Annotated in this window: 18 protein-coding genes, 1 tRNA gene and 3 rRNA genes; 16 read left to right on the top strand and 6 right to left on the bottom strand. The window is 53.1% G+C overall.

The features are described from left to right. Position 1 precedes the first annotated feature (1 nt). Together viaA and ravA are read right to left on the bottom strand one after the other, a co-directional pair. Complete coding sequence (viaA, locus tag P0H77_RS22980) at positions 2-1453, bottom strand: ATPase RavA stimulator ViaA (protein ID WP_276160369.1); 1452 nt, start codon at positions 1451-1453, stop codon at positions 2-4. After that, entirely contained in the window at positions 1447-2943 is a 1497-nt protein-coding gene (gene ravA / locus P0H77_RS22975; protein WP_276160368.1) for an ATPase RavA, read from the bottom strand. Before ravA ends, viaA begins: the two co-directional genes overlap by 7 nt. A 220-nt stretch (positions 2944-3163) precedes the next feature. On the opposite strand from ravA, the gene kup reads away from it, so the two are divergent. The 7 genes from kup (at position 3164) to rbsR (ending at position 11042) form a co-directional block, all read left to right on the top strand. Continuing rightward, on the top strand, positions 3164-5032 hold the full coding sequence (kup, locus tag P0H77_RS22970; RefSeq protein ID WP_276160367.1) for a low affinity potassium transporter Kup: 1869 nt from the start codon (positions 3164-3166) through the stop codon (positions 5030-5032). A 192-nt stretch (positions 5033-5224) separates the two neighbouring features. Beyond that, a complete protein-coding gene (rbsD, locus tag P0H77_RS22965) occupies positions 5225-5644 on the top strand; it encodes a D-ribose pyranase (protein ID WP_276160361.1) in 420 nt (139 codons plus the stop codon). 7 nt (positions 5645-5651) lie between these two features. Further along, positions 5652-7157: a ribose ABC transporter ATP-binding protein RbsA gene (gene rbsA / locus P0H77_RS22960; RefSeq protein WP_276160357.1), complete on the top strand. Its 1506-nt coding sequence runs from the start codon at positions 5652-5654 to the stop codon at positions 7155-7157. Positions 7158-7161: 4 nt separating this feature from the next. Continuing rightward, complete coding sequence (rbsC, locus tag P0H77_RS22955; protein ID WP_276160351.1) at positions 7162-8127, top strand: ribose ABC transporter permease; 966 nt, start codon at positions 7162-7164, stop codon at positions 8125-8127. A gap of 26 nt (positions 8128-8153) precedes the next feature. Further along, a complete protein-coding gene (rbsB, locus tag P0H77_RS22950; RefSeq protein ID WP_276160346.1) occupies positions 8154-9044 on the top strand; it encodes a ribose ABC transporter substrate-binding protein RbsB in 891 nt (296 codons plus the stop codon). Between the two features lie 66 nt (positions 9045-9110). Continuing rightward, positions 9111-10040: a ribokinase gene (gene rbsK, locus P0H77_RS22945; RefSeq protein WP_276160345.1), complete on the top strand. Its 930-nt coding sequence runs from the start codon at positions 9111-9113 to the stop codon at positions 10038-10040. A 3-nt stretch (positions 10041-10043) separates the two neighbouring features. After that, positions 10044-11042, top strand: a complete 999-nt coding sequence (gene rbsR / locus P0H77_RS22940) for a ribose operon transcriptional repressor RbsR (RefSeq protein ID WP_276160344.1) — start codon at positions 10044-10046, stop codon at positions 11040-11042. On the opposite strand, the gene mdtD is transcribed toward rbsR, so the two are convergent. Both mdtD and P0H77_RS22930 read right to left on the bottom strand, forming a co-directional pair. Then, positions 11039-12430 carry a multidrug transporter subunit MdtD gene (gene mdtD / locus P0H77_RS22935; protein ID WP_276160343.1) on the bottom strand — a complete coding sequence of 464 codons (1392 nt, stop codon included), beginning with the start codon at positions 12428-12430 and terminating at the stop codon, positions 11039-11041. The genes rbsR and mdtD overlap by 4 nt on opposite strands. A 2-nt stretch (positions 12431-12432) precedes the next feature. After that, positions 12433-13143 (bottom strand): FadR/GntR family transcriptional regulator, encoded by a 711-nt coding sequence (locus P0H77_RS22930; protein ID WP_276160342.1) that lies wholly within the window; start codon positions 13141-13143, stop codon positions 12433-12435. Positions 13144-13617: 474 nt separating this feature from the next. Between P0H77_RS22930 and P0H77_RS22925 the strand changes: the two genes are divergently transcribed. The 4 genes from P0H77_RS22925 (at position 13618) to rrf (ending at position 18621) form a co-directional block, all read left to right on the top strand. Then, a 16S ribosomal RNA gene (locus P0H77_RS22925) occupies positions 13618-15159 on the top strand. 87 nt (positions 15160-15246) lie between these two features. Further along, positions 15247-15321, top strand: a tRNA-Glu gene (locus tag P0H77_RS22920). A 184-nt stretch (positions 15322-15505) separates the two neighbouring features. Continuing rightward, positions 15506-18411 (top strand): 23S ribosomal RNA (locus P0H77_RS22915). Between the two features lie 94 nt (positions 18412-18505). Beyond that, a 5S ribosomal RNA gene (gene rrf, locus P0H77_RS22910) occupies positions 18506-18621 on the top strand. Together the 16S, 23S and 5S rRNA genes with 1 tRNA gene alongside form the textbook arrangement of a ribosomal RNA operon. A 122-nt stretch (positions 18622-18743) precedes the next feature. On the opposite strand, the gene mobB is transcribed toward rrf, so the two are convergent. Both mobB and mobA read right to left on the bottom strand, forming a co-directional pair. After that, positions 18744-19274, bottom strand: a complete 531-nt coding sequence (gene mobB, locus P0H77_RS22905; protein WP_276165205.1) for a molybdopterin-guanine dinucleotide biosynthesis protein MobB — start codon at positions 19272-19274, stop codon at positions 18744-18746. Beyond that, complete coding sequence (gene mobA / locus P0H77_RS22900) at positions 19256-19840, bottom strand: molybdenum cofactor guanylyltransferase MobA (RefSeq protein ID WP_276160341.1); 585 nt, start codon at positions 19838-19840, stop codon at positions 19256-19258. Before mobA ends, mobB begins: the two co-directional genes overlap by 19 nt. 69 nt (positions 19841-19909) lie before the next feature. Here mobA and P0H77_RS22895 point away from each other — a divergent pair, with 69 nt between their 5' ends. From P0H77_RS22895 to polA, 5 genes are all read left to right on the top strand, one after another. Further along, positions 19910-20179: a YihD family protein gene (locus P0H77_RS22895; protein ID WP_276160340.1), complete on the top strand. Its 270-nt coding sequence runs from the start codon at positions 19910-19912 to the stop codon at positions 20177-20179. Positions 20180-20253: 74 nt separating this feature from the next. Then, entirely contained in the window at positions 20254-21240 is a 987-nt protein-coding gene (locus P0H77_RS22890) for a serine/threonine protein kinase (RefSeq protein ID WP_276160339.1), read from the top strand. A 26-nt stretch (positions 21241-21266) separates the two neighbouring features. Next, positions 21267-21890: a thiol:disulfide interchange protein DsbA gene (dsbA, locus tag P0H77_RS22885; protein WP_276160338.1), complete on the top strand. Its 624-nt coding sequence runs from the start codon at positions 21267-21269 to the stop codon at positions 21888-21890. 192 nt (positions 21891-22082) lie between these two features. Continuing rightward, positions 22083-23552, top strand: a complete 1470-nt coding sequence (locus P0H77_RS22880; RefSeq protein ID WP_276160335.1) for a YdgA family protein — start codon at positions 22083-22085, stop codon at positions 23550-23552. A 373-nt stretch (positions 23553-23925) separates the two neighbouring features. Continuing rightward, positions 23926-26712: a DNA polymerase I gene (gene polA, locus P0H77_RS22875; protein WP_276160327.1), complete on the top strand. Its 2787-nt coding sequence runs from the start codon at positions 23926-23928 to the stop codon at positions 26710-26712. Positions 26713-26833: the final 121 nt, after the last annotated feature.

Raw genomic sequence — 26833 nt, 5'->3', positions numbered from 1 at the left:
TTCAGCGCCGCCAGCGCCGTAGCAGGCGGCTGCGCATCCCGGTATCAAAGCGCCAGATATGATCGAAAATGCGCATGATACCGGGCTTGCCGTGAGCAGACATTGCCACCGCGTGAAATCGGTGCTGATGCACCCGCTGTAGTTCTCCCACCTTTTTTACCACCTCATCCGGCAGCCGCTGGGCGATAAAATCTGAGATCACCACCGCATCGGCATCGGTCCATTCAGGCCCCTGCATACGCTCAATGATGGCGCGAAAGCAGCTCGCCAGATCGGTGCCGCCGCGAAAGCGCTGGCTGAGAAAGCGGATCGCCTGTTCAATTCCCTGTGGCCCGCTGAGTTCGTAGCGCACCACTTCGCTTGAAAAGAGCATGATAAAGCAGCGACGGTTATCGGCGAGCGCGACGCGCATTAACGCCAGGCAAAAAGCTTTGGCGCACTGTTCATTGAAGCCACCCATCGATCCTGAGGTATCAACGCAGACAATAAACGGCCCGCGCGGCTGTTCGTCTACATCCTGATGAATCACCGGACGCTCAGCTATTTTTTCTCGCCAGGCCTCGCCGTGCAGACGGTAGGTCAGCAGTTGTTTCTCCACCAGCCGCCGGTAAAATTCATATTCCAGTTCGGTAATGCCAAGCGTGGCCAGTTCAGGCGGCAGCAGGCGCAGAATATCGTCGCTCTGGACGATGCCGTCAACCTGCTCCGGCACGGTGGACGGCTCGCGCACCAGCGTGCGGAACGTTTCCATCGGCGCATCCTTTTTCGGCACGGATTTCGCTTCGCGTGAACGACCAAGCTGCTCCGCCAGCTGCAGTAATTCCGGCTGCTGCGCCAGAAAATCGCCGTATTTAACGATCAGCTGATAGTCGCCGCGCTTCAGGTTTCCGGCGCTCATATCCCATAGCCGTCCGGCGGCATTATCGTTTTCGACAAGAACCGGCTCAAGCTGGCCGCTCAGCGTCATCCGTTCCTGGACTTCGTTGAGCAGATTGTCACGTTCTTCTTCAAGCAGCTGCTGATTCAGCGTCGTGGCCTGGACGATGAGACTCAGCCGCCAGCGCTGGAGAAATAGCGTATGCAGGGCGGGAGTAAAGGAAGGATTCGCCTCCACCAGCTGTTTTGCCTGGTCGGCATAGGGCGATCTGACTTTGTCCAGAACCGTCAGTATTTGCGGCAGTTGAACCACAAATTGGGTGGTGGAGAGTAGCTGGCTTTGCTGATAACAAAGCACTTCCTCAGTGAGTTCCGGCGAGACGTGGGTTTCTTTCAGACGACTTTTTAACGCCTCGCGCCAGCGCGGAATATCCTCCGTTACGGCATTTTTGAGGCGGGGAAACTTTTCAAAGAAAAGCGCCAGCACGGGCGAGGCCATCAACGCGAGGATCGTCTCTTCGATCATGCCGTCCTCGCCAATCGCTAACAGGACATTGAGCGTATCCAGGTTTAGCATTGCTTCGCCTGTCTGATTTGTTCACCGACATCCTGCAGGCTGGCTTCAATGCGCCCCAGCCAGTCAGCGGCGATAAACAGGCATTTTTGTTGTTCGCTAAAGCGGTTGTGCTGCTGATGCCACTCATCGTCCAGCGCATCGAGCTGCTGCTTAATCTCTTCCGGCATGTTTTCCTGCGAAACGCCGGATAACGCCAGCCGCGTTCCCTGCAGGCTGATATCGCGCACCACCAGGTGCTGAGCGGCGTCGACGTCAAGATTGATTATTTGGGCAAAACCAATGCCGTTTAATTTGGCGCGAATTTCTCCGCCTTTTTCCAGCCAGGTTGCCAGCGCCGCGCGTTCGAAGGTCATATGTACGACCTCCATATCGTGCAGCTTAAGCGGTTGCTGAAGCAGTAGCGTGATGACAGATCCTTCTATCTCCGGCGGCAATTCATAATGCGGTTTACGGCTAAACATGCCGCCCTGACGCGTCACTTTCAGCGCGGTTTTATCGCTTTGCTGCTGTTGTAGTTGAATGCGGCGCTGGGTAATCGCACCCAGACGTGTCAGCATGGATTGCTGCTGCCAGGCGTGTCCGGTCATCAATATGTCGAGCTGCTGCTGCATCAGATTTTTACTTTCCGCATCGTGCCACAGGCAATCTTTCAGCAGGATCACATCAATGGGCGCGATGGCGTCACGGCCACTGAAAAAGGCACTGGCCTGAAGCAGGCGGATCGCTTTTTTCCAGCGGCGATCGGAGACATACGGCGCGGCGGGCAGATTATCAAGCTGCTGGCGCAGCAGGTAGATGAGCTCGAAAACGGCGTCCGGCAATTTGACGTTACCGATATCAATCTGCCACTGGGCAAACTCTTCATCAGTGACCTGCAAACCGGCGGCGACCGGATTCTCGCCTTCTTCCTGGTGGCTGGTCAGCATGGCGCGGAAGTTGCCTTTTTCCTGAACTTTATCCAGCCACAGGCGGATTAACATACGGTCGTAAAGCGCTTCAAGGCTACTGTCCGCCTCTGGCAGTTCGTTAGAGGCCGCGACCAGCAGGCGCATGGGGATTTTCTCCTCATGCGCACCGTTGCGAAAATGGCGTTCGTTGATGGCGGTCAGCAGCGTATTGAGGATCGCCGGGCCCGCTTTCCAGATCTCATCCAGAAAGACGATTTCCGCTTCCGGTAGGTAGCCCGCCGTGAGACGCTCATAGCGCCCTTCATCTTTTAGCGCCTGAATGGAGAGCGGGCCGAAAACCTCTTCCGGGGTAGAAAAACGGGTCATTAAATATTCAAACGCCCGCGCATGTTGAAACGCATATTTTAAGCGGCGCGCAATCAGGCTTTTGGCAATCCCCGGCGGGCCTAACAGGAAAACGCTTTCACCGCTTAGCGCTGCCAGCAGACACAGGCGAATGGCGTGGCTACGCTCATAAAGTCCTTTTTCCAGAGCATTGCTCAGGCGGGAAATTCTTTCTGCTAACAGATGTGATTGAGCCATAATCAAGTTGCGTCCTTTTGCCTTTCTGCGGCGGTAAAAAGCGAGTATAGCGTTTTAACATAAGGCCTGTGCCAGACTGAAGCGCCGACTCACTTTCTTTGAGCCAGGTTAACCCGAGTTCACTTAGGGGTACGATTTTGCCATTTATCATGCATACTGTGCGTTTTTTGTGGGCCAAGGGACTACGCGCACATTCCTTATTCCAACGTAAGATTTGTCTATGAGCACTGATAATAAGCAATCATTGCCTGCGATAACGCTCGCAGCCATTGGGGTTGTCTACGGTGATATTGGCACCAGCCCACTTTATACACTTCGTGAATGTCTGTCCGGACAGTTCGGTTTTGGCGTAGAGCGCGACGCCGTGTTCGGTTTTTTATCGCTGATTTTCTGGCTGCTGATTTTTGTCGTGTCGATTAAGTACCTGACCTTTGTCATGCGGGCGGACAACGCCGGTGAAGGCGGGATCCTGACGCTGATGTCGCTGGCGGGGCGCAATACCTCTGCCAGAATGACCTCGGTTCTGGTCATCATGGGACTGATTGGCGGCAGCTTCTTCTATGGGGAAGTGGTCATCACGCCTGCGATCTCGGTAATGTCGGCGATTGAGGGGCTGGAAATCGTCGCGCCGCAACTCGATACGTGGGTGGTGCCGCTCTCTATTATTGTTCTGACGCTGCTGTTTATGATCCAGAAGCACGGCACCGGGATGGTGGGCAAACTTTTTGCGCCCATTATGCTGATTTGGTTCCTGATTCTGGCGGTACTCGGCCTGCGCAGCATCATTGCCAACCCGGACGTCCTGCATGCTCTGAATCCGATGTGGGCGGTGCATTTCTTCCTTGAGTATAAAATCATCTCATTTGTCGCCCTCGGCGCGGTGGTACTTTCCATTACCGGCGTTGAAGCGCTGTATGCGGATATGGGGCATTTCGGCAAGCTGCCGATCCGGCTGGCATGGTTTTCGGTCGTGCTGCCATCGCTGGTGCTTAACTATTTCGGCCAGGGCGCACTGTTGCTGCGCCATCCGGAAGCGATTAAAAACCCCTTCTTTCTGCTGGCACCGGACTGGGCGCTGATCCCGCTGCTGATTGTTGCCGCGCTGGCGACGGTTATCGCCTCGCAGGCGGTGATTTCCGGCGTCTTCTCGCTGACCCGCCAGGCGGTACGGCTCGGCTATCTGTCACCGATGCGGATCATCCATACCTCTGAAATGGAGTCCGGGCAGATTTATATCCCGTTCGTCAACTGGCTGCTGTATGCCTCGGTGGTCATTGTCATCGTCAGCTTCGAGCATTCCAGTAATCTGGCGGCGGCTTATGGAATCGCGGTCACCGGGACGATGGTATTAACCTCTTTCCTCTCCACGACCGTGGCGCGTAAAAACTGGCACTGGAATAAGTTTCTTGTGGCATTCATTCTGGTGGCATTCCTGTGTATCGATATCCCGCTGTTCTCGGCGAACCTGGATAAAATCGTCTCCGGCGGCTGGCTGCCGTTAAGTCTGGGGCTGATCATGTTCACCATCATGACCACCTGGAAAAGCGAGCGTTTTCGTCTGCTGCGCCGTATGCACGAGCACGGCAATTCGCTGGAGGCGATGATCGCCTCATTAGAGAAATCGCCGCCGGTTCGCGTACCGGGCACCGCGGTCTATATGTCCCGCGCCCTGAACGTGATCCCCTTTGCGCTGATGCATAACCTCAAGCATAACAAGGTGCTGCACGAGCGCGTGATCCTGCTGACTCTGCGCACGGAAGATGCGCCTTACGTTCATAACGTGAAGCGGGTGCAGATCGAGCAGCTTTCGCCGACTTTCTGGCGGGTGGTGGCGAGCTACGGCTGGCGCGAAACGCCGAATGTGGAAGAGGTCTTCCACCGCTGTGGTCTGGAAGGCCTGAGCTGTCGAATGATGGAAACCTCGTTCTTTATGTCGCACGAGTCGCTGATCATTGGCAAACGACCGCTCTATCTGCGGCTACGCGGCAAGCTATTCCTGCTGCTTCAGCGCAATGCGCTGCGTGCGCCAGACCAGTTTGAGATCCCGCCTAACCGGGTGATTGAGCTGGGGACGCAGGTCGAGATTTAATACGTTGAATATACCGGGTGACGCGTTTGCTCACCCGGTATCTATTGTCTGTTTCCCGCCACAACATCCTCTACATTTACCTTAGCGAAACGTTTCGACGGCGATCACATTTCTGCAACGATGTGATGGTTTTCTCATCACCCGCCGCGCTACACTCCTTATCAGCGAAACGTTTCGCTAGTGGAGCAAAAAATGAAAAAAGGTACGGTGCTGAATTCTGCAATGTCATCGGCGATCTCTCTACTGGGACATACCGATACGCTGGTGGTCTGTGATGCGGGCTTACCCATCCCGGCCAGCACGTCGCGTATTGATATGGCATTAACCCAGGGTGTACCTGGCTTTATGCAGGTACTGGATGTGGTCACCAGTGAGATGCAGGTCGAAGCGGCGATCCTCGCGACGGAAATTAAACAGCATAATCCGCAGCTCCACGAAACGTTGCTCAATCATATTGAACAACTGCAACAACACCAGGGAAACACCATAGAAGTCCATTACATCTCGCATGAGGACTTCAAAAAACAAACCGCAGACAGTCAGGCGGTGATTCGCAGCGGGGAGTGTTCCCCGTATGCGAATATTATTCTCTGTGCTGGCGTGACGTTCTGAGGCCATCATGGACGCATTACTGCAACTCAAAGGGATCGACAAAGCGTTCCCTGGCGTAAAAGCCCTCTCCGGCGCGGCGCTAAACGTCTATCCGGGCCGCGTCATGGCTCTGGTAGGGGAAAACGGCGCGGGCAAATCCACGATGATGAAAGTCCTGACCGGCATCTATACCCGCGATGCCGGATCGCTGCTATGGCTGGGCCAGGAAACGACGTTTAACGGACCGAAATCCTCGCAGGATGCGGGCATCGGTATTATTCATCAGGAACTGAATCTGATCCCGCAGTTGAGCATCGCGGAAAATATTTTCCTCGGCCGTGAATTTGTTAACCGCTTTGGCAAGATTGACTGGAAAAGAATGTATGCCGAGGCGGACTCGCTGCTGGCAAAGCTTAATCTGCGCTTTAAGAGCGATCGGCTGGTGGGCGAACTGTCGATCGGCGATCAGCAGATGGTTGAAATCGCTAAGGTGCTGAGCTTTGAGTCGAAAGTCATCATCATGGATGAACCCACCGATGCGCTCACCGATACCGAAACAGAATCTCTGTTCCGCGTGATCCGCGAATTAAAAGCGCAGGGGCGCGGGATTGTTTACATCTCCCACCGTATGAAAGAGATCTTCGAAATTTGCGATGACGTTACTGTCTTTCGTGACGGGCAGTTTATCGCCGAGCGCGAAGTGGCCAGCCTGAGCGAAGATACGCTGATTGAGATGATGGTCGGACGTAAACTGGAAGATCAGTATCCGCGCCTCGACAAAGCGGCGGGCGATATTCGTCTCAAGGTCGATAATCTGTGCGGTCCCGGCGTAAATGGCGTGTCTTTTACCCTGCGTAAAGGGGAAATCCTTGGCGTCGCCGGGCTAATGGGCGCAGGCCGCACCGAATTAATGAAAGTGCTGTACGGCGCGCTGCCGCGCACCAGCGGCTACGTTACGCTGGATGGACGTGAAGTGGTGACGCGCACGCCGCAGGACGGGCTGGCGAACGGCATCGTCTATATCTCCGAAGACCGCAAACGCGACGGCCTGGTGCTGGGCATGTCGGTAAAAGAAAACATGTCTCTCACCGCACTGCGCTACTTTAGCCGGGCGGGCGGTAGCCTGAAGCATAAAGAAGAACAGCAGGCGGTAGGCGATTTTATTCGCCTGTTTAACGTCAAAACGCCATCCATGGAACAGGCAATCGGCCTGCTTTCCGGCGGTAACCAGCAGAAAGTGGCGATTGCCCGCGGCCTGATGACGCGGCCAAAAGTCCTGATTCTGGACGAGCCAACGCGCGGCGTGGACGTCGGTGCCAAGAAAGAGATTTATCAGCTCATCAACCAGTTTAAGGCTGAAGGCCTGAGCATCATTCTGGTCTCCTCCGAGATGCCAGAGGTTTTAGGGATGAGCGATCGCATTATTGTTATGCACGAAGGCCACAACGGCGGTGAGTTCACTCGCGAGCAGGCCACTCAGGAAGTGTTAATGGCTGCCGCCGTCGGCAAGCTTAATCGCGTGAATCAGGAGTAATACAATGACTACCCAGACTATTTCTGGTCGCCGTTATTTCACCAAAGCGTGGCTGATGGAACAAAAATCGCTGATCGCTCTGCTGGTGCTGATCGCGATTGTCTCCACCATGAGTCCGAACTTTTTTACCGTTAATAATCTGTTCAACATTCTTCAGCAAACCTCGGTTAACGCCATTATGGCGGTGGGGATGACGCTGGTGATCCTGACATCAGGTATCGACTTGTCCGTGGGTTCCCTGATGGCGCTTACGGGCGCAGTGGCGGCGTCAATCGTTGGGGTAGAAGTTAACGCGCTGGTAGCCGTTGCTGCCTCGCTGGCGTTAGGGGCGGCCATTGGTGGCGTTACGGGAGTGATCGTTGCAAAAGGCCGTGTGCAGGCATTTATCGCCACCCTGGTGATGATGCTTCTTCTTCGCGGCGTAACGATGGTGTACACCAACGGCAGCCCGGTGAATACCGGCTTTACCGATAACGCCGATCTGTTTGGCTGGTTTGGTATTGGCCGTCCGCTGGGCGTACCAACGCCGGTGTGGATCATGGGAATCGTCTTCCTCGCTGCCTGGTATATGCTGCACCACACCCGTCTGGGCCGCTATATCTATGCGCTGGGCGGTAACGAGGCGGCGACGCGTCTGTCCGGCATTAGCGTTAATAAAATCAAAGTTATCGTCTATTCCCTGAGCGGCCTGCTGGCGTCGCTGGCAGGGATTATCGAAGTCGCGCGTCTCTCTTCTGCACAGCCCACCGCAGGCACCGGCTATGAACTGGATGCCATCGCAGCGGTAGTGCTGGGCGGGACAAGCCTGGCGGGCGGTAAAGGTCGCATAGTTGGGACGTTGATCGGCGCATTAATTCTCGGCTTCCTGAATAATGGCCTGAATTTGTTAGGTGTTTCCTCCTATTACCAGATGATCGTTAAAGCGGTGGTGATTTTGCTGGCGGTGCTGGTAGACAACAAAAAGCAGTAATAACGACACTACAGGACATCTTAAATATGAACATGAAAAAACTGGCTACTCTGGTTTCTGCTGTTGCACTGAGTGCTACGGTCAGCGCGAACGCAATGGCGAAAGACACCATTGCGCTGGTGGTTTCCACGCTCAATAACCCATTCTTCGTTTCCCTGAAGGACGGCGCGCAAAAAGAAGCGGATAAACTGGGCTACAACCTGGTGGTTCTGGATTCGCAGAATAACCCGGCGAAAGAGCTGGCGAACGTTCAGGATTTAACGGTTCGCGGCACCAAAATCTTGCTGATCAACCCGACCGACTCTGATGCGGTGGGTAACGCCGTGAAGATGGCGAACCAGGCCAATATCCCGGTGATTACGCTGGACCGTCAGGCATCGAAAGGCGACGTTGTCAGCCACATCGCGTCTGACAACGTGCTGGGCGGCAAAATTGCTGGCGACTATATCGCTAAAAAAGCGGGTGAAGGCGCGAAAGTGATTGAGCTTCAGGGTATTGCCGGTACTTCCGCTGCGCGTGAACGTGGTGAAGGCTTCCAGCAGGCGGTGGCGGCTCACAAATTTAACGTGCTGGCCAGCCAGCCGGCAGACTTTGATCGTACTAAGGGCCTGAACGTGATGCAGAACCTGCTCACGGCCCATCCGGATGTTAAAGCTGTCTTTGCCCAGAACGACGAAATGGCGCTGGGTGCACTGCGCGCGCTGCAAACCGCCGGTAAAACAGATGTGATGGTGGTCGGATTTGACGGTACGCCGGATGGCGAAAAAGCGGTAAACGATGGCAAACTGGCCGCGACCATTGCTCAGTTGCCGGAGCAGATCGGCGCGAAAGGTGTCGAAACGGCTGACAAAGTGTTGAAAGGCGAGAAAGTTCAGGCGAAATACCCGGTTGATCTGAAACTGGTTATTAAACAGTAATATTAAAAAGAAAAGCAGGGCACGCGCCACCGGTTCCGGTGGCGCACTTAAAGGGACACTCTGGATATGAAAAACGCAGGCTATCTCGTCGTCCTCGGCAGCATCAATGCCGATCACATTCTTAATCTCCATGCCTTTCCGGCACCGGGAGAAACCGTTACCGGCAATCAGTATCAGGTTGCATTTGGCGGTAAGGGCGCGAACCAGGCCGTAGCAGCCGGGCGCAGCGGTGCCAGCATCGCCTTTATTGCCTGTACCGGTGATGATGACACGGGTGAGCGTATCCGTAAGCAGCTGGTCAGCGATAATATTGATGTTGAGCCTGTCAGCACCATCGCTGGCGAATCTACCGGTGTGGCGCTGATCTTCGTTAACGGTGAAGGCGAGAATGTGATCGGGATTCATGCTGGCGCTAACGCCGCGCTTTCTCCTGCACTGGTCGAGGCGCAGCAGGAGCGCATTGCTCAGGCTTCGGCATTGCTGATGCAGCTGGAGTCGCCGATTGAGAGCGTGCTGGCGGCCGCGAAAATCGCCCATCAGCATCAAACGATGGTTGCGCTAAATCCTGCGCCTGCGCGCGAGTTGCCGGATGAACTGCTGACGCTGGTGGATATTATTACGCCGAACGAAACCGAAGCGGAGAAGCTGACCGGTATCGCGGTTAAAAACGATGACGATGCGGCAAAAGCGGCGCAGGCGCTGCATAATAAAGGCATCAAAACGGTCATTATTACGCTGGGCAGTCGTGGCGTCTGGGCCAGTGTAGACGGTAAAGGCCAGCGTGTTCCCGGTTTCAACGTCGAAGCGGTCGATACCATCGCGGCAGGAGACACCTTTAACGGTGCGTTGATCACGGCACTGCTGGAAGAAAAACCGCTGGCGGACGCCATCCGTTTTGCCCATGCGGCGGCGGCGATCGCGGTCACCCGGAAAGGCGCGCAGCCGTCGGTACCGTGGCGTGATGAGATCGACCTGTTTTTACGTCAGCAGGGGTAAACATTGGCTACCATGAAGGACGTTGCCCGCCTGGCGGGCGTTTCCACCTCAACGGTGTCTCACGTCATTAATAAAGATCGCTTTGTCAGCGAGGCCATCACTGACAAAGTGGCTGCCGCCATTAAAACCCTCAACTATGCGCCATCCGCACTGGCGCGCAGCCTCAAACTGAATCAGACCCGGACTATCGGAATGCTGATTACCGCCAGTACCAACCCGTTTTACTCGGAGCTGGTGCGCGGCGTTGAGCGCAGCTGTTTTGAACGCGGCTACAGCCTGGTACTGTGTAATACCGAAGGCGACGAACAGCGGATGAATCAGAACCTTGAAACGCTGATGCAAAAACGCGTCGATGGGCTACTGTTGCTGTGTACCGAAACGCATCAGCCCTCACAAGAAATTATGCAGCGTTATCCTTCCGTGCCTACCGTAATGATGGACTGGGCTCCCTTCGATGGTGACAGCGATCTGATTCAGGATAACTCGCTACTGGGTGGCGATTTAGCGACGCAGCATTTGATCGACCGGGGCTATACCCGCATTGGCTGTCTGACGGGGCCGCTGGATAAAACCCCTGCTCGCCTGCGTCTTGAGGGATACCGTAAAGCTATGCGCCGGGCTGGCCTTGCCATTCCAGACGGATACGAAATTACCGGAAATTTTGAGTTTGGCGGTGGTTTTGCCGCGATGCAGCAGTTGCTTGAACATTCTGTTCCCCCCGAGGCCGTATTCGCCGGAAATGATGCGATGGCCGTGGGGGCTTATCAGGCGCTTTATCAGGCGGGCAAGCGTGTTCCTGAGGATATGGGGATCGTGGGATACGATGATATTGAGCTGGCACGCTATATGACCCCGCCGCTGACCACCGTTCATCAACCGAAAGATGAACTGGGCGAGCTGGCCATTGATGTGCTTATTCATCGTATGGCCCAGCCCGATCAGCAACAGCAGCGTGTTCAGTTGACGCCGGAGCTGGTGGTTCGCGGCTCGACACGCGGTTAATGACGTTCTTTTATCAGGTTCCTTCCGTCTTTTGGTCGTAGCAGCATAAACACCGCGGCGGAGAGCACCGTTAATGCGCCCATCGTAATAAAGGTATAGTGGAATTGCTCCACGGTATTCGCGTTATCAAAACCTTCATAAAATCGCAGGACCGCCGCGCTAATGGCGACCCCCAGACTGATCGATAATTGCTGGGTCACTGCCAGCATACTATTGCCGCTACTGGCGTTTTCATCGGTCAGGTCAGCGAGGGTGATGGTATTCATTGAGGTAAACTGCGTCGACATGGCCATCCCAAGAATAAATAGCGGAATGAGCATCAACCAGATGGGATACGCTGGCGATTGCAGCGAGAACTGCGCAATCATCAGCCCGATAAACACGGTAACGCCAACCAGCGTGCGGCGATAGCCCAGTCGTCGAAGCACCTGCGTTACCATCGACTTCGCCAGAATAGAACCAATCGCCGTCGGGGCCATCATGCAACCGGCTATCAGCGCCGGGTAGCCAAAGCCGACCTGCAACATCAGCGGCATCAGAAAGGGAACGCAGCCGGTTCCCAGGCGCGTTGCCAGGTTTCCGGCGATGCCTACGGAAAAAGTTCGCGTTTTAAACATCGGCAGGGCAATAAGCGGATTCGGATGACGGCGGGCATGGCGAATATAGCCAAGCAGTAAAACAATGCTTAACGCAATAATAGCCAGCGCGATCCACGTCGCTACGATCTTCTCGCCAAACAATTCCATCCCGCTGGAGAAAAGTACCAGCCCAAGACCAAAGAGCAGGAAACCGCTCATATCGAAGCCGCGACGGGGCGTGGTGAAGTTTGGCATATATTTGCGGGCGTATAACAGCCCCGCAATGCCAATGGGAATATTAATCAGGAAGATCCAGTGCCAGCTCGCCCACGTTACCAGCACGCCCCCGAGCAGCGGACCGAGTATCGGCCCGACCAGGCCGGGCATAGTCACAAAGTTGAGCACCGGCAACAGTTCGCTGCGGGGATAGGCGCGTAATAAGGCCAGGCGGGCAACCGGCATCATCATTGCGCCGCCAATACCCTGAATCACGCGGAAAATTACCAGCGCCATGAGAGAGCCGGAAAGTGCGCAAGCCAGAGAGCCAAGCGTAAACAGGCTGACCGCCGTCATAAAGACCAGGCGAGTCCCGAAGCGATCCGCCAGCCAGCCGCTGACCGGGATGAGCATGGCGACCGTCAGGGTATAGCTGATAATGGCCGATTGCATGGCCAGGGGGGAACGATCAAGACTTTGTGCGATGGCGGGGAGAGCGGTGTTCAGTATGGTGGCATCCAGCGCCTGCATAAAAAAAGCCATTGCCGCAATCCACGGCAAACCGGCCATGCTAATTCCTTTTTTCTTCGTCATGCTTACTCCTTCGTTGCTGGCATGTGATCCGGCGCGTTTAATAGTGCCTGACAGGCTGCCAGCGCCTGATGACCATTGCTATCCTGAATGGCATCAACGATAGCCTGATGTAAATCGAGTTTAATCACTTCATTGTGTGTAATAGAGGTGAAGTAAATATGGTAGACCGACTGAAACAAGGTGGCGAAAGAGGTCAGGAAAGGATTACCGCTCATCTTATAGATGTGTTCATGCCAGGCCATATCCACCTCGATCCATCGCTCGCGTTGAAAGTGCTGCTTCAGTAAGACCATCTCCTCCATCAAGGTATTCAACTGCGCTTTTTGCTCAGCGCTTCCACGCGTTGCTGCCAACAGGCACGCCTGAGGTTCCAGGCTGCTGCGCATAATAAGGAAGTGCTGTACCACGCCCTGAAAGTTATCTTCCGTCATCCACCACGAGAGCAGCTCTTTATCCAGAAAGTTCCAGTCGCTTTGCGGCATGACTCGCGTGCCGATGCGCGGACGGGGTAAAACCATTCCTTTTGCTGTCAGGGTTTTTATTGCCTCTCGCACTGCGGTACGACTTACGCCGTATTGTTCGCCCAGCTCTATTTCACCGGGCAGGATACTCTCCGGGGCATACACACCCTGCAAGATTTTCTGCGCCAGTTTCTCGGCCAGCACATATGAAAGGTTCTTTTGAGCAGCCAGCTGCTGTGCGCTTAGCTTCATAAATGCCGTTCCTTAATCTTTTTCACGCGTTCTAGTATGCCATTTGTGGCTGATGTCGGTGGTAAAAACAGCATTTGAAGGATTATCTGGCGTATCTGGCAGCAATTTGGTGAAAAAAAGCGCGCCTGGTAAATTATTTTAAATTTATGCTTGTCAGCCCGGAATAACTCCCTATAATGCGCCTCCACTGACACGGAACAACGGCAAACAAGCCGACCGGTTAGCGAGGCTCCTCCGGGAACTTCAGCGGAGAAAAGCGAAATTAACGCTTGACTCTGAAGCGGGAAAGCGTAATATGCACACCCCGCGCCGCAGCGAAAAACGAAGCGGCACTGCTCTTTAACAATTTATCAGACAATCTGTGTGGGCACTCGAAGATACGGATTCTTAAATGCCGAAAGGCAAAAAGAAATACCAAGTCTCAGAGTGAACACGTAATTCATTACGAAGTTTAATTCTTTGAGCATCAAACTTAAATTGAAGAGTTTGATCATGGCTCAGATTGAACGCTGGCGGCAGGCCTAACACATGCAAGTCGAACGGTAACAGGAAGCAGCTTGCTGCTTCGCTGACGAGTGGCGGACGGGTGAGTAATGTCTGGGAAACTGCCTGATGGAGGGGGATAACTACTGGAAACGGTAGCTAATACCGCATAACGTCTTCGGACCAAAGAGGGGGACCTTCGGGCCTCTTGCCATCGGATGTGCCCAGATGGGATTAGCTGGTTGGTGGGGTAACGGCTCACCAAGGCGACGATCCCTAGCTGGTCTGAGAGGATGACCAGCCACACTGGAACTGAGACACGGTCCAGACTCCTACGGGAGGCAGCAGTGGGGAATATTGCACAATGGGCGCAAGCCTGATGCAGCCATGCCGCGTGTATGAAGAAGGCCTTCGGGTTGTAAAGTACTTTCAGCGGGGAGGAAGGCGATGTGGTTAATAACCACGTTGATTGACGTTACCCGCAGAAGAAGCACCGGCTAACTCCGTGCCAGCAGCCGCGGTAATACGGAGGGTGCAAGCGTTAATCGGAATTACTGGGCGTAAAGCGCACGCAGGCGGTCTGACAAGTCGGATGTGAAATCCCCGGGCTCAACCCGGGAACTGCATTCGAAACTGTCAGACTGGAGTCTTGTAGAGGGGGGTAGAATTCCAGGTGTAGCGGTGAAATGCGTAGAGATCTGGAGGAATACCGGTGGCGAAGGCGGCCCCCTGGACAAAGACTGACGCTCAGGTGCGAAAGCGTGGGGAGCAAACAGGATTAGATACCCTGGTAGTCCACGCCGTAAACGATGTCGACTTGGAGGTTGTGCCCTTGAGGCGTGGCTTCCGGAGCTAACGCGTTAAGTCGACCGCCTGGGGAGTACGGCCGCAAGGTTAAAACTCAAATGAATTGACGGGGGCCCGCACAAGCGGTGGAGCATGTGGTTTAATTCGATGCAACGCGAAGAACCTTACCTGGTCTTGACATCCACGGAAGAATCCAGAGATGGATTTGTGCCTTCGGGAACCGTGAGACAGGTGCTGCATGGCTGTCGTCAGCTCGTGTTGTGAAATGTTGGGTTAAGTCCCGCAACGAGCGCAACCCTTATCCTTTGTTGCCAGCGGTCCGGCCGGGAACTCAAAGGAGACTGCCAGTGATAAACTGGAGGAAGGTGGGGATGACGTCAAGTCATCATGGCCCTTACGACCAGGGCTACACACGTGCTACAATGGCATATACAAAGAGAAGCGACCTCGCGAGAGCAAGCGGACCTCATAAAGTATGTCGTAGTCCGGATCGGAGTCTGCAACTCGACTCCGTGAAGTCGGAATCGCTAGTAATCGTGGATCAGAATGCCACGGTGAATACGTTCCCGGGCCTTGTACACACCGCCCGTCACACCATGGGAGTGGGTTGCAAAAGAAGTAGGTAGCTTAACCTTCGGGAGGGCGCTTACCACTTTGTGATTCATGACTGGGGTGAAGTCGTAACAAGGTAACCGTAGGGGAACCTGCGGTTGGATCACCTCCTTACCTTAAAGAACCTGCCTTTGAAGTGCTCACACAGATTGTCTGATGAAAAGTAACGAGCAAGACGGCTGCGAAGTCGCGACACTCCGTGTCCCCTTCGTCTAGCGGTTAGGACTCCGCCCTTTCACGGCGGCAACAGGGGTTCGAATCCCCTAGGGGACGCCACTTGCTGGCTGTGGGTGAAAGGCACAACCAAACGTATCTCAAAACTGACTCACGAGTCACGTTTGAGATATTTGCTCTTTAAAAATCTGGATCAAGCTGAAAATTGAAAAACACTGAACAACGCGAGTTGTTCGTGGGTCTCTCAAATTTTCGCAACACGAAGTGAAACAGCTTCGGGTTGTGAGGTTAAGCGACTAAGCGTACACGGTGGATGCCCTGGCAGTCAGAGGCGATGAAGGGCGTGCTAATCTGCGATAAGCGCCGGTAAGGTGATATGAACCGTTATACCCGGCGATACCCGAATGGGGAAACCCAGTGCAATCCGTTGCACTATCGTTAAGTGAATACATAGCTTAACGAGGCGAACCGGGGGAACTGAAACATCTAAGTACCCCGAGGAAAAGAAATCAACCGAGATTCCCCCAGTAGCGGCGAGCGAACGGGGAGGAGCCCGGAGTCTGAATCAGCGTGTGTGGTAGTGGAACGGTCTGGAAAGTCCGGCGGTACAGGGTGATAGTCCCGTACACAAAATCACACATGCTGTGAACTCGAAGAGTAGGGCGGGACACGTGGTATCCTGTCTGAATATGGGGGGACCATCCTCCAAGGCTAAATACTCCTGACTGACCGATAGTGAACCAGTACCGTGAGGGAAAGGCGAAAAGAACCCCGGCGAGGGGAGTGAAAAAGAACCTGAAACCGTGTACGTACAAGCAGTGGGAGCCTCCTTGTGGGGTGACTGCGTACCTTTTGTATAATGGGTCAGCGACTTATATTCTGTAGCAAGGTTAACCGTATAGGGGAGCCGGAGGGAAACCGAGTCTTAATTGGGCGTTAAGTTGCAGGGTATAGACCCGAAACCCGGTGATCTAGCCATGGGCAGGTTGAAGGTTGGGTAACACTAACTGGAGGACCGAACCGACTAATGTTGAAAAATTAGCGGATGACCTGTGGCTGGGGGTGAAAGGCCAATCAAACCGGGAGATAGCTGGTTCTCCCCGAAAGCTATTTAGGTAGCGCCTCGTGAACTCATCTTCGGGGGTAGAGCACTGTTTCGGCCAGGGGGTCATCCCGACTTACCGATCCGATGCAAACTGCGAATACCGAAGAATGTTATCACGGGAGACACACGGCGGGTGCTAACGTCCGTCGTGAAGAGGGAAACAACCCAGACCGCCAGCTAAGGTCCCAAAGTCATGGTTAAGTGGGAAACGATGTGGGAAGGCCCAGACAGCCAGGATGTTGGCTTAGAAGCAGCCATCATTTAAAGAAAGCGTAATAGCTCACTGGTCGAGTCGGCCTGCGCGGAAGATGTAACGGGGCTAAACCATGCACCGAAGCTGCGGCAGCGACGCTTATGCGTTGTTGGGTAGGGGAGCGTTCTGTAAGCCGTTGAAGGTGGCCTGTGAGGGCTGCTGGAGGTATCAGAAGTGCGAATGCTGACATAAGTAACGATAATGCGGGTGAAAAACCCGCACGCCGGAAGACCAAGGGTTCCTGTCCAACGTTAATCGGGGCAGGGTGAGTCGACCCCTAAGGCGAGGCCGAAAGGCGTAGTCGATGGGAAACGGGTTAATATTCCCGTACTTGGTGTTACTGCGAAGGGGGGACGGAGAAGGCTATGTCGGCCGGGCGACGGTTGTCCCGGTTTAAGCGTGAAGGTGGTGCGACCAGGTAAATCCGGTTGCGCATTAACACTGAGGCGTGATGACGAGGCACTACGGTGCTGAAGTGACAAATGCCCTGCTTCCAGGAAAAGCCTCTAAGCATCAGGTAACACGAAATCGTACCCCAAACCGACACAGGTGGTCAGGTAGAGAATACCAAGGCGCTTGAGAGAACCCGGGTGAAGGAACTAGGCAAAATGGTGCCGTAACTTCGGGAGAAGGCACGCTGGTGCGTAGGTGAAGTGACTTGCTCACGGAGCTGAAACCAGTCGAAGATACCAGCTGGCTGCAACTGTTTATTAAAAACACAGCACTGTGCAAACACGAAAGTGGACGTATACGGTGTGACGCCTGCCCGGTGCCGGAAGGTTAATTGATGGGGTTATCGCAAGAGAAGCTCCTGATCGAAGCCCCGGTAAACGGCGGCCGTAACTATAACGGTCCTAAGGTAGCGAAATTCCTTGTCGGGTAAGTTCCGACCTGCACGAATGGCGTAATGATGGCCAGGCTGTCTCCACCCGGGACTCAGTGAAATTGAACTCGCTGTGAAGATGCAGTGTACCCGCGGCAAGACGGAAAGACCCCGTGAACCTTTACTATAGCTTGACACTGAACACTGGTCCTTGATGTGTAGGATAGGTGGGAGGCTTTGAAGTGTGGACGCCAGTCTGCATGGAGCCGTCCTTGAAATACCACCCTTTAATGGCTGGTGTTCTAACGTGGGCCCGTAATCCGGGTTGCGGACAGTGTCTGGTGGGTAGTTTGACTGGGGCGGTCTCCTCCTAAAGCGTAACGGAGGAGCACGAAGGTCAGCTAATCCTGGTCGGACATCAGGAGGTTAGTGCAATGGCATAAGCTGGCTTGACTGCGAGCGTGACGGCGCGAGCAGGTGCGAAAGCAGGTCATAGTGATCCGGTGGTTCTGAATGGAAGGGCCATCGCTCAACGGATAAAAGGTACTCCGGGGATAACAGGCTGATACCGCCCAAGAGTTCATATCGACGGCGGTGTTTGGCACCTCGATGTCGGCTCATCACATCCTGGGGCTGAAGTAGGTCCCAAGGGTATGGCTGTTCGCCATTTAAAGTGGTACGCGAGCTGGGTTTAGAACGTCGTGAGACAGTTCGGTCCCTATCTGCCGTGGGCGCTGGAGAACTGAGGGGGGCTGCTCCTAGTACGAGAGGACCGGAGTGGACGCATCACTGGTGTTCGGGTTGTCATGCCAATGGCACTGCCCGGTAGCTAAATGCGGAAGAGATAAGTGCTGAAAGCATCTAAGCACGAAACTTGCCCCGAGATGAGTTCTCCCTGAGACTTTAAGTCTCCTGAAGGAACGTTGAAGACGACGACGTTGATAGGCCGGGTGTGTAAGCGCAGCGATGCGTTGAGCTAACCGGTACTAATGAACCGTGAGGCTTAACCTTACAACGCCGAAGCTGTTTTGGCGGATTTGAGAGAGATTTTCAGCCTGAACCAGATTAATCAGTGTGCGGAATGCACCCTGGTAAACAGAATTTGCCTGGCGGCAACAGCGCGGTGGTCCCACCTGACCCCATGCCGAACTCAGAAGTGAAACGCCGTAGCGCCGATGGTAGTGTGGGGTCTCCCCATGCGAGAGTAGGGAACTGCCAGGCATCAAACAAGTGAGAAGCCCATCCTGACGGATGGGCTTTTTGCGTTCTGCCTGATCCTGCCAGCAATACGGTATCCCCGTCTCCTGGCCCGGTAAGCGCTGCGCAACCGGGCAAAACGAAGTCTATAGTGTCTCCTGCCCCGCCATCCACATCTCAATAAACGCCACTATTTCCCCGACGTCATTCAAATTCAGTACAGGTACATCCAGCGTCAGAAGAACATCGCTGGCAACAGCAACCACATGCGTATCCAGCGCTAATTCGCCCGGTTCATGCCCCGCACCGGCTCTGAAAAGCAGGATCTTTGCGATACTCTCCTGCTTAAATCCTTCTACCAACACCAGATCCAGGGTGGAATGATCCATCCGGCTGACCAGATAAGCCAGATCCAGGGTTTTCGCTTCTGGCGTTTCCGTCATAAGCGCCCAGCGCTGCTGACTGGCTACTACCGTTTGTGCGGCTCCCGCCTTACGTAATTCATAACTGTCCTTTCCGGGCTTATCGATATCCATATTATGATGCGTATGCTTAATCAGGCCGGGCCGGATACCTCGTTCACACAGTGCCGGGATCAGTTTCTTAAGCAGCGTTGTCTTGCCAGTGCCGCTCCATGCCGCAATTGCCAGTACAGGGATCATTGTTTCTCCTGCCAGTGCGCCAGTTGTTCAGGCGTATTCACATTCACAAACGCCGCCGGGCGATCGCTGAAATCAACAGAATGCCCCCCGCTCTGTCGCAGAAACACCATTACGCGGCGCTCACCGGCCTGAAGATAATCCTGTAGCGATGGAATAAGACGCCTGTGCAGCAGCGCAATTGCCGGATGATCGCGTTCGCCATCATGCGCCCATACAGCGGCGGCTCCCTCTATCTCTGCTTTAAAACGTAATAATAGATCGTCCGGGATAGCGGGCGTATCGCAGGGGCAAAAAAGAAACCATTCGCTGTTAACCTGCTGCATCACGGAAAGTATCCCCGCCAGGGGACCCGGGAAATCCGCCAGCGAATCCTCTATCACCGGAAGTCCGCTGGCCTGATAACTATCGAGATTACGATTAGCGCTGATTACCACGTTCTCTACCTGAGAAGACAGTGTCCCGGCCACCCACTTCCACAACGGTCGCCCGTGGAGCTCAATAAGCCCCTTATCTCTGCCCCCCATCCGGGTCGATCTCCCTCCAGCCAGCACGACGCCCGTTACTGCACTATCCTGATCCACTGATATCGCCTCTTTTATTGTGGGATTGACCCTGCTAACGTGTCTTAACGAAAAGTAAGGAGTCACGCTATGAAGTGTAAACGTCTTAACGAAGTGATTGAACTTCTTCAGCCTGCCTGGCAGAACGAGCCGGAGCTGAACCTTATTCAATTTTTACAGAAACTGGCTACGGAGTCAGGATACGAAGGCGATCTCGCCGACCTTTCTGACGATATCCTGATCTATCACCTGAAAATGCGCGGCTCATCAAAAGATGCCGTTATTCCAGGGATTCAGAAAGATTATGAAGAGGACTTTAAAACCGCGCTCCTTCGCGCACGCGGCGTAATTAAAGAGTAAAACCTTGTAAGCGGAGCCTCCGAAAGCGCTATGAAATGATATCCTGAATCATTCGTATTTTTTCGGATGCCAGGATGAACGACAAGGCTTTCACATTCCAGACATTACATCCGGATACCATCATGGATGCGCTGTTCGACCAGGGTATTCGGGTGGATTCCGGGCTTACGCCGCTCAATAGCTATGAAAACCGTGTCTACCAGTTTCAGGATGAAGATCGCCGCCGCTTTGTGGTTAAGTTCTACCGCCCTGAACGCTGGTCGGCTGAGCAGATACAGGAAGAGCATCAGTTTGCACTGGAGCTTCAGCATGATGATGTCCCCGTTGCCGCGCCGCTAAAATTTAACGATCGGACCCTGCTGACTCATCAGGGATTTTTCTATGCGATATTCCCGAGCATGGGTGGTCGTCAGTTCGAAGCGGATAATCTTGATCAGATGGAGTGGGTCGGGCGCTATCTTGGGCGTCTGCACCAGACAGGTCGTAAACACCCCTTTCAGTTCCGTCCGGCGATAGGTGTTCAGGAATACCTGATCGCACCACGGCAGATATTAGAAAACTGCACCCTGATCCCTGCCAGGCAAAAAGAGGCGTTTTTGCAGACCACCGATGCGCTGATCGACGCTGTTAATGGTCAATGGCATAATCGCTTTACGTCGCTACGTTTACACGGCGACTGTCATGCCGGCAATATTCTCTGGCGCGACGGTCCGCTGTTTGTGGATTTGGACGATGCGCGCAGTGGCCCGGCCATTCAGGATTTATGGATGCTGCTAAACGGAGATAAGGCTGAGCAGCGCATGCAACTGGAGACCATCATTGAAGCCTATGAGGAATTCAGTGAGTTTAATTCCGATGAATTAGGACTGATTGAGCCTTTACGTGCCATGAGGCTGGTTTATTATCTGGCATGGTTGATCCGTCGCTGGGACGACCCTGCTTTTCCGGCAAACTTCCCCTGGCTTGCCGAGGAAGATTACTGGTACAGACAAAAACAAATATTCACCGAACAGATTCGGGTTCTACAAGAACCCCCTCTACAATTAACGCCAATGTATTAATGACTATATTCAGGAGAGAGTTACCAATGAAAAAAATTTGGCTGGCACTGGCAGGTATGATTCTGGCATTTAGCGCATCAGCGGCACAAATCACTGATGGCAAGGAATATATCACGCTTGATAAACCGGTCGCCGGTGAGCCTCAGGTGCTGGAGTTTTTCTCATTTTATTGCCCGCACTGCTATGAGTTTGAACAGGTGCTGCACGTTTCTGATACGGTTAAACAGAAGCTGCCACAAGGCACTAAGATGACAAAATACCACGTTGAATTCCTTGGTCCTTTGGGCAAAGAGATGACCCAGGCATGGGCAGTTGCTGTGGCATTGGGTGTGGAAGACAAAATCACCGCTCCGATGTTTAATGCAGTACAAAAAACACAATCGGTGCAGTCCGTTGCCGATATTCGTAAGGTATTCGTGGATGCAGGCGTTAAGGGTGAAGAATACGATGCTGCATGGAACAGCTTTGTAGTGAAATCGCTGGTCGCTCAGCAGGAAAAAGCGGCTGCCGATCTGCAACTTCAGGGTGTACCGGCAATGTATGTAAACGGTAAATACCAGCTTAATCCGCAGGGTATGGACACCAGTAATATGGATGTCTTTATCCAGCAGTACGCAAACACCGTGAAACAGCTGGTTGAGAAAAAATAACGCTGCTTTAAATCTTAAAAACGCCTGAGTGAATAGCTCAGGCGTTTTTTTTGCCTGCAATAAAAAATAGCGCAAAAGCTGGACAACGTGCGCATAACAAACGATAGTATTGTCAATTGTAACCATCTGTTTTTATTGCATTAATTATAAATCCTGTGAATTGATGGAGCTATTTTATTAAGGATGATGAATATGAAAAAATCAACGATCGCCGTAGGCGTAATTATTGCGCTTGGCGTGGTATGGACTGGTAGCGCATGGTACACCGGAAAACAGCTGGAGAAGAATGTTGACGTAGTGGTTAACAAGTTAACAGCCGACACCAGTAAAAAACTGGGTGCCGAAATCCATTCAACCGTTAAAGATTTTCATCGCGGTTTGTTTAGTAGCCATTTTATTCTTGATATCGCGCCAGTAAAAGGTATCAACATTGACGGGATAAAATCTAACCAGAGCTTACAATTAAATATCGATGTTGATCATGGACCTTTCCCTCTGGCTCGTCTTGGCTCAGGAAATATTCTGCCTGCGATGGCCTCAGCCAAACTGTCATTAGTTAACAATGAACTGACCAAACCGGCATTTGATGGTGCAAAAGGGAAAAGTCCGGTAGAAGCCATCGTCAATTTTGCCTGGGACGGTAGTACTTCATCTGACATTACCCTGGTACCGGCTAAATATAAGTACCAAAACAGTTCCTTAACGTTCGAAGGCGCGTCATACCATGTCGATGCTAATGCATCCATGAACGCCTTTAGCTATGAGGGTAAAAGTAAAAAAATCACTGTCTCAGGCAAAAATAACATTGAAATGGTTATACCGGGCATGACGTTTTCGGGTCATCTAAACAAGACGCCGTTTGACTTTATGACGGGCGATCAACGGCTCGATTTTGAAAGCATACGTATTACCACGGCTGGCAAACCATTCGCCCGATTAGATGGCCTGAGCTTTAGTGCTAATGCCGATCTTTCCGCTGACAATAAAAAGCTGAATGCTAAAGGCGAATATGCAGTCGCCTCGCTGAGTGTTCTGGGGCAGGATTTCGGTGGAGGTAAAATCACTTTGGATCTCGCCTCATTAGATGCTGTTGCCTTCGCTGATTTCATGAAAGATTACCAGCAGCTCAGTAAAGAATTTGTCGCGAGTACGCCTGCTCAGCAAGAAGATTCAATTTATATCCTTAACAAGTTAAAAGCGTTGATAGCGGCGCATGCCAGCAAACTGAAAAAAGGCGAGCCGGAAGTGAAGTGGCTTATCAGCTGGAAAAATGAGAAAGGCGAAGCCGCGTTAAATCTGGATTATCAGGCTGCTGATACCCATAAGACATTAGATGACAGCGCAAGTAAAACGGCGGTTCTGGATAGTCAGCTGAAATATGTTTCGGGTAAGCTGGTTCTGCCCGTGGATATGGCTATTGAAGTGGGTAAAAAGGGTTTAATGATCGCAGATCATAAATCTGAAGAAAGTGCGAAAGCTAAGGCAACTCAGGGCGTTAACGGTCTGGTGGGGCTGGGCAGCATGTTTAAGCTTATTACCCTGGAAAATAATACGGTTAAAATAGACGTGCGATATAGCCAGGGCTACATTACTCTCAACGGTAAGAAAATGACCGTCGAGGAATTCCGCCAGCAATATGGTCGGCTTGGCTCTCTTCATTAATCAGTTTTAATGCTTCGCTCAGGCTACGGGCACGGATAGTCTGAGCGAATGCACAAAATGTGACAATACCCACACCCGGCTACTAAAAAATAGTACTTATATCCACATCGGTTAAATTACCAGCATTGATCCTGAAATAATCGCGGATCTTAAATAATTCCATGAATATAAAGAAATTTATGATCGTAGATGTGCCGCGTTTTCTTCTTGTTATACGAGCATAAAAATCTATACACAAAGTTATCCACAGGATAACTCTGCGAGCGATCCTCATGATCGGAGATTCTTTTCGATCAATTTAAGGGAAAAATTCAAGTTTTTATCCGGTCTGTGGCATCCTTTAACCATAAACTGATAAACAGGCATGGAAATTATGGTTCAGATCTCAGAAAACCCACTCATCCTGGTTGATGGCTCATCCTATCTTTACCGGGCCTATCATGCGTTTCCTCCTCTGACCAATAGTGCCGGAGAACCGACGGGCGCGATGTACGGCGTGCTCAACATGCTGCGTAGTCTGATCATGCAGTATCAGCCTACTCATGCGGTCGTGGTCTTTGACGCTAAAGGCAAAACTTTCCGCGACGAGCTGTTTGAGCATTACAAATCCCACCGCCCGCCAATGCCGGACGATCTGCGTGCGCAGATCGAGCCGCTGCATGCGATGGTAAAAGCAATGGGCCTGCCGCTGACGGCGGTGTCCGGCGTTGAGGCGGATGACGTTATTGGTACGCTGGCGCGTGAAGCAGATAAAGCGGGGCGTCCGGTACTGATCAGTACCGGCGATAAAGACATGGCGCAGCTGGTGACGCCAAATATCACGCTTATCAACACCATGACCAATACCATTCTGGGGCCGGAAGAAGTGGCGACCAAATACGGCGTGCCGCCAGAACTGATCATTGATTTCCTCGCCCTGATGGGCGATTCGTCGGATAACATCCCTGGCGTGCCGGGCGTCGGAGAGAAAACCGCGCAGGCATTGTTACAGGGGCTGGGCGGTCTTGATACGCTTTATGCCGAGCCGGAAAAAATTGCAGGCCTCTCTTTCCGCGGCGCGAAAACCATGGCCGCGAAGCTGGAGCAAAATAAAGAGGTGGCTTACCTCTCCTATCAGCTGGCGACCATCAAAACGGACGTTGAGCTGGAACTGACCTGCGATCAGCTTGAAGTACAGCCGCCTGCGGTTGAAGAGCTGCTGGCGCTATTCAAAAAATACGAATTTAAGCGCTGGTTTACCGACGTTGAAGCGGGCAAATGGCTACAGGCGAAGGGAGCGAGACCGGCAGCAAAATCTCAGGAGACGCTGGTGGTGGAGGCGGACGTAACGCCAACGGTTGCCACCCTGTCATCAGAGCAGTACGTCACTATTCTTGATGAAGAAACCCTGCAAAGCTGGATTGCCACGCTGAAGAAGACGCCGGTATTTGCGTTCGATACCGAAACCGACAGCCTGGATAATATCAGCGCTAACCTGGTTGGCATTTCTTTCGCTACCGAGCCGGGCGTTGCCGCCTATATCCCTGTCGCGCATGACTACCTTGATGCACCGGATCAAATTTCCCGCGAGCGAGCGCTCGAATTGCTCAAACCGCTGCTGGAAGATGAAACGCTTTTGAAGGTTGGGCAAAACCTGAAGTTCGATCGCGGTATCCTGCAGAACTACGGCATCGAACTGCGCGGCATCGCCTTTGATACCATGCTGGAATCCTACACCCTGGACAGTGTGGTGGGCCGTCACGATATGGATTCTCTGTCCGATCGCTGGCTGAAGCATAAGACCGTTTCCTTTGAAGAGATTGCCGGTAAAGGAAAAAACCAGCTCACCTTCAACCAGATCGCGCTGGAAGAGGCCGGGCACTATGCGGCGGAAGATGCCGACGTTACGCTGCAACTGCACCTGAAAATGTGGCCGGAACTGCAACAGCACGCGGGTCCGCTTAATATCTTCCAGAACATTGAAATGCCGCTGGTGCCGGTAATTTCCCGTATTGAGCGCAACGGCGTTAAAATCGATCCGGCGGTATTGCATAAACACTCCGGTGAAATTGCGCTACGTCTGACCGAACTTGAGCAGAAGGCGCACGACATCGCGGGCGAGCCGTTTAATCTCTCCTCGACCAAACAGCTGCAAACGATCCTGTTTGAGAAGCAGGGCATCAAGCCGCTGAAGAAAACGCCTGGCGGCGCGCCGTCTACCTCGGAAGAGGTGCTGGAGGAGCTGGCGCTGGATTATCCGCTGCCGAAAGTCATCCTGGAATATCGCGGCCTGGCGAAGCTGAAATCGACCTATACCGATAAGCTGCCGCTGATGATTAACCCGAAAACCGGTCGCGTACATACTTCCTATCATCAGGCGGTCACGGCCACGGGACGGCTTTCTTCAACCGATCCTAACCTGCAAAATATTCCGGTGCGTAATGACGAAGGCCGTCGCATCCGCCAGGCCTTTATCGCGCCGGAGGATTACGTCATCGTCTCCGCCGACTACTCGCAAATCGAGCTGCGCATCATGGCGCACCTGTCGCGTGATAAAGGACTGCTGACAGCGTTTGCTGAAGGGAAAGACATTCACCGCGCTACGGCGGCGGAGGTGTTTGGCCTGCCGCTGGATCGCGTGACAAACGAGCAGCGCCGCAGCGCGAAAGCGATTAACTTTGGCCTGATCTACGGGATGAGCGCTTTCGGCCTGTCGCGCCAGCTCAATATTCCGCGTAAAGAGTCGCAGAAATATATGGACCTCTACTTCGAGCGCTACCCTGGCGTAATGGAGTATATGGAGCGCACCCGCGCGCAGGCGAAAGAGAAAGGCTACGTGGAAACCCTGGATGGCCGCCGTCTTTACCTGCCGGATATCAAATCCAGCAACGCGGCACGGCGGGCGGGCGCTGAACGTGCGGCCATCAACGCCCCGATGCAGGGTACCGCGGCGGATATTATTAAACGGGCGATGATTGCGGTCGATGAATGGCTGGAAACGGAAAAACCGCGCGTGCGGATGATCATGCAGGTACACGATGAACTGGTGTTTGAAGTGCACAAAGATGACGTCGCAACCGTGTCGAAAAAAATCCATGAACTGATGGAAAACTGTACCCAGCTTGACGTGCCGTTGCTGGTGGAAGTGGATAGCGGTGAAAACTGGGATCAGGCTCACTAAGATTTGGCTGTAATAAGCGCTTTTTCGTAAGTGAGCAACATAACTTATCGTGTTTTGTGATGAACATTAGAATTCGGTATGTAAAGAGTGAAAAAAAATTACAAAAAGGGCTTCGCAGGTG

Source organism: Superficieibacter sp. HKU1 (assembly GCF_029319185.1).
Taxonomy (GTDB): Bacteria; Pseudomonadota; Gammaproteobacteria; order Enterobacterales; family Enterobacteriaceae; genus Superficieibacter.
Note: the sequence above shows the minus strand (reverse complement) of the source record. Positions and strands in the feature narration are given on the sequence as shown.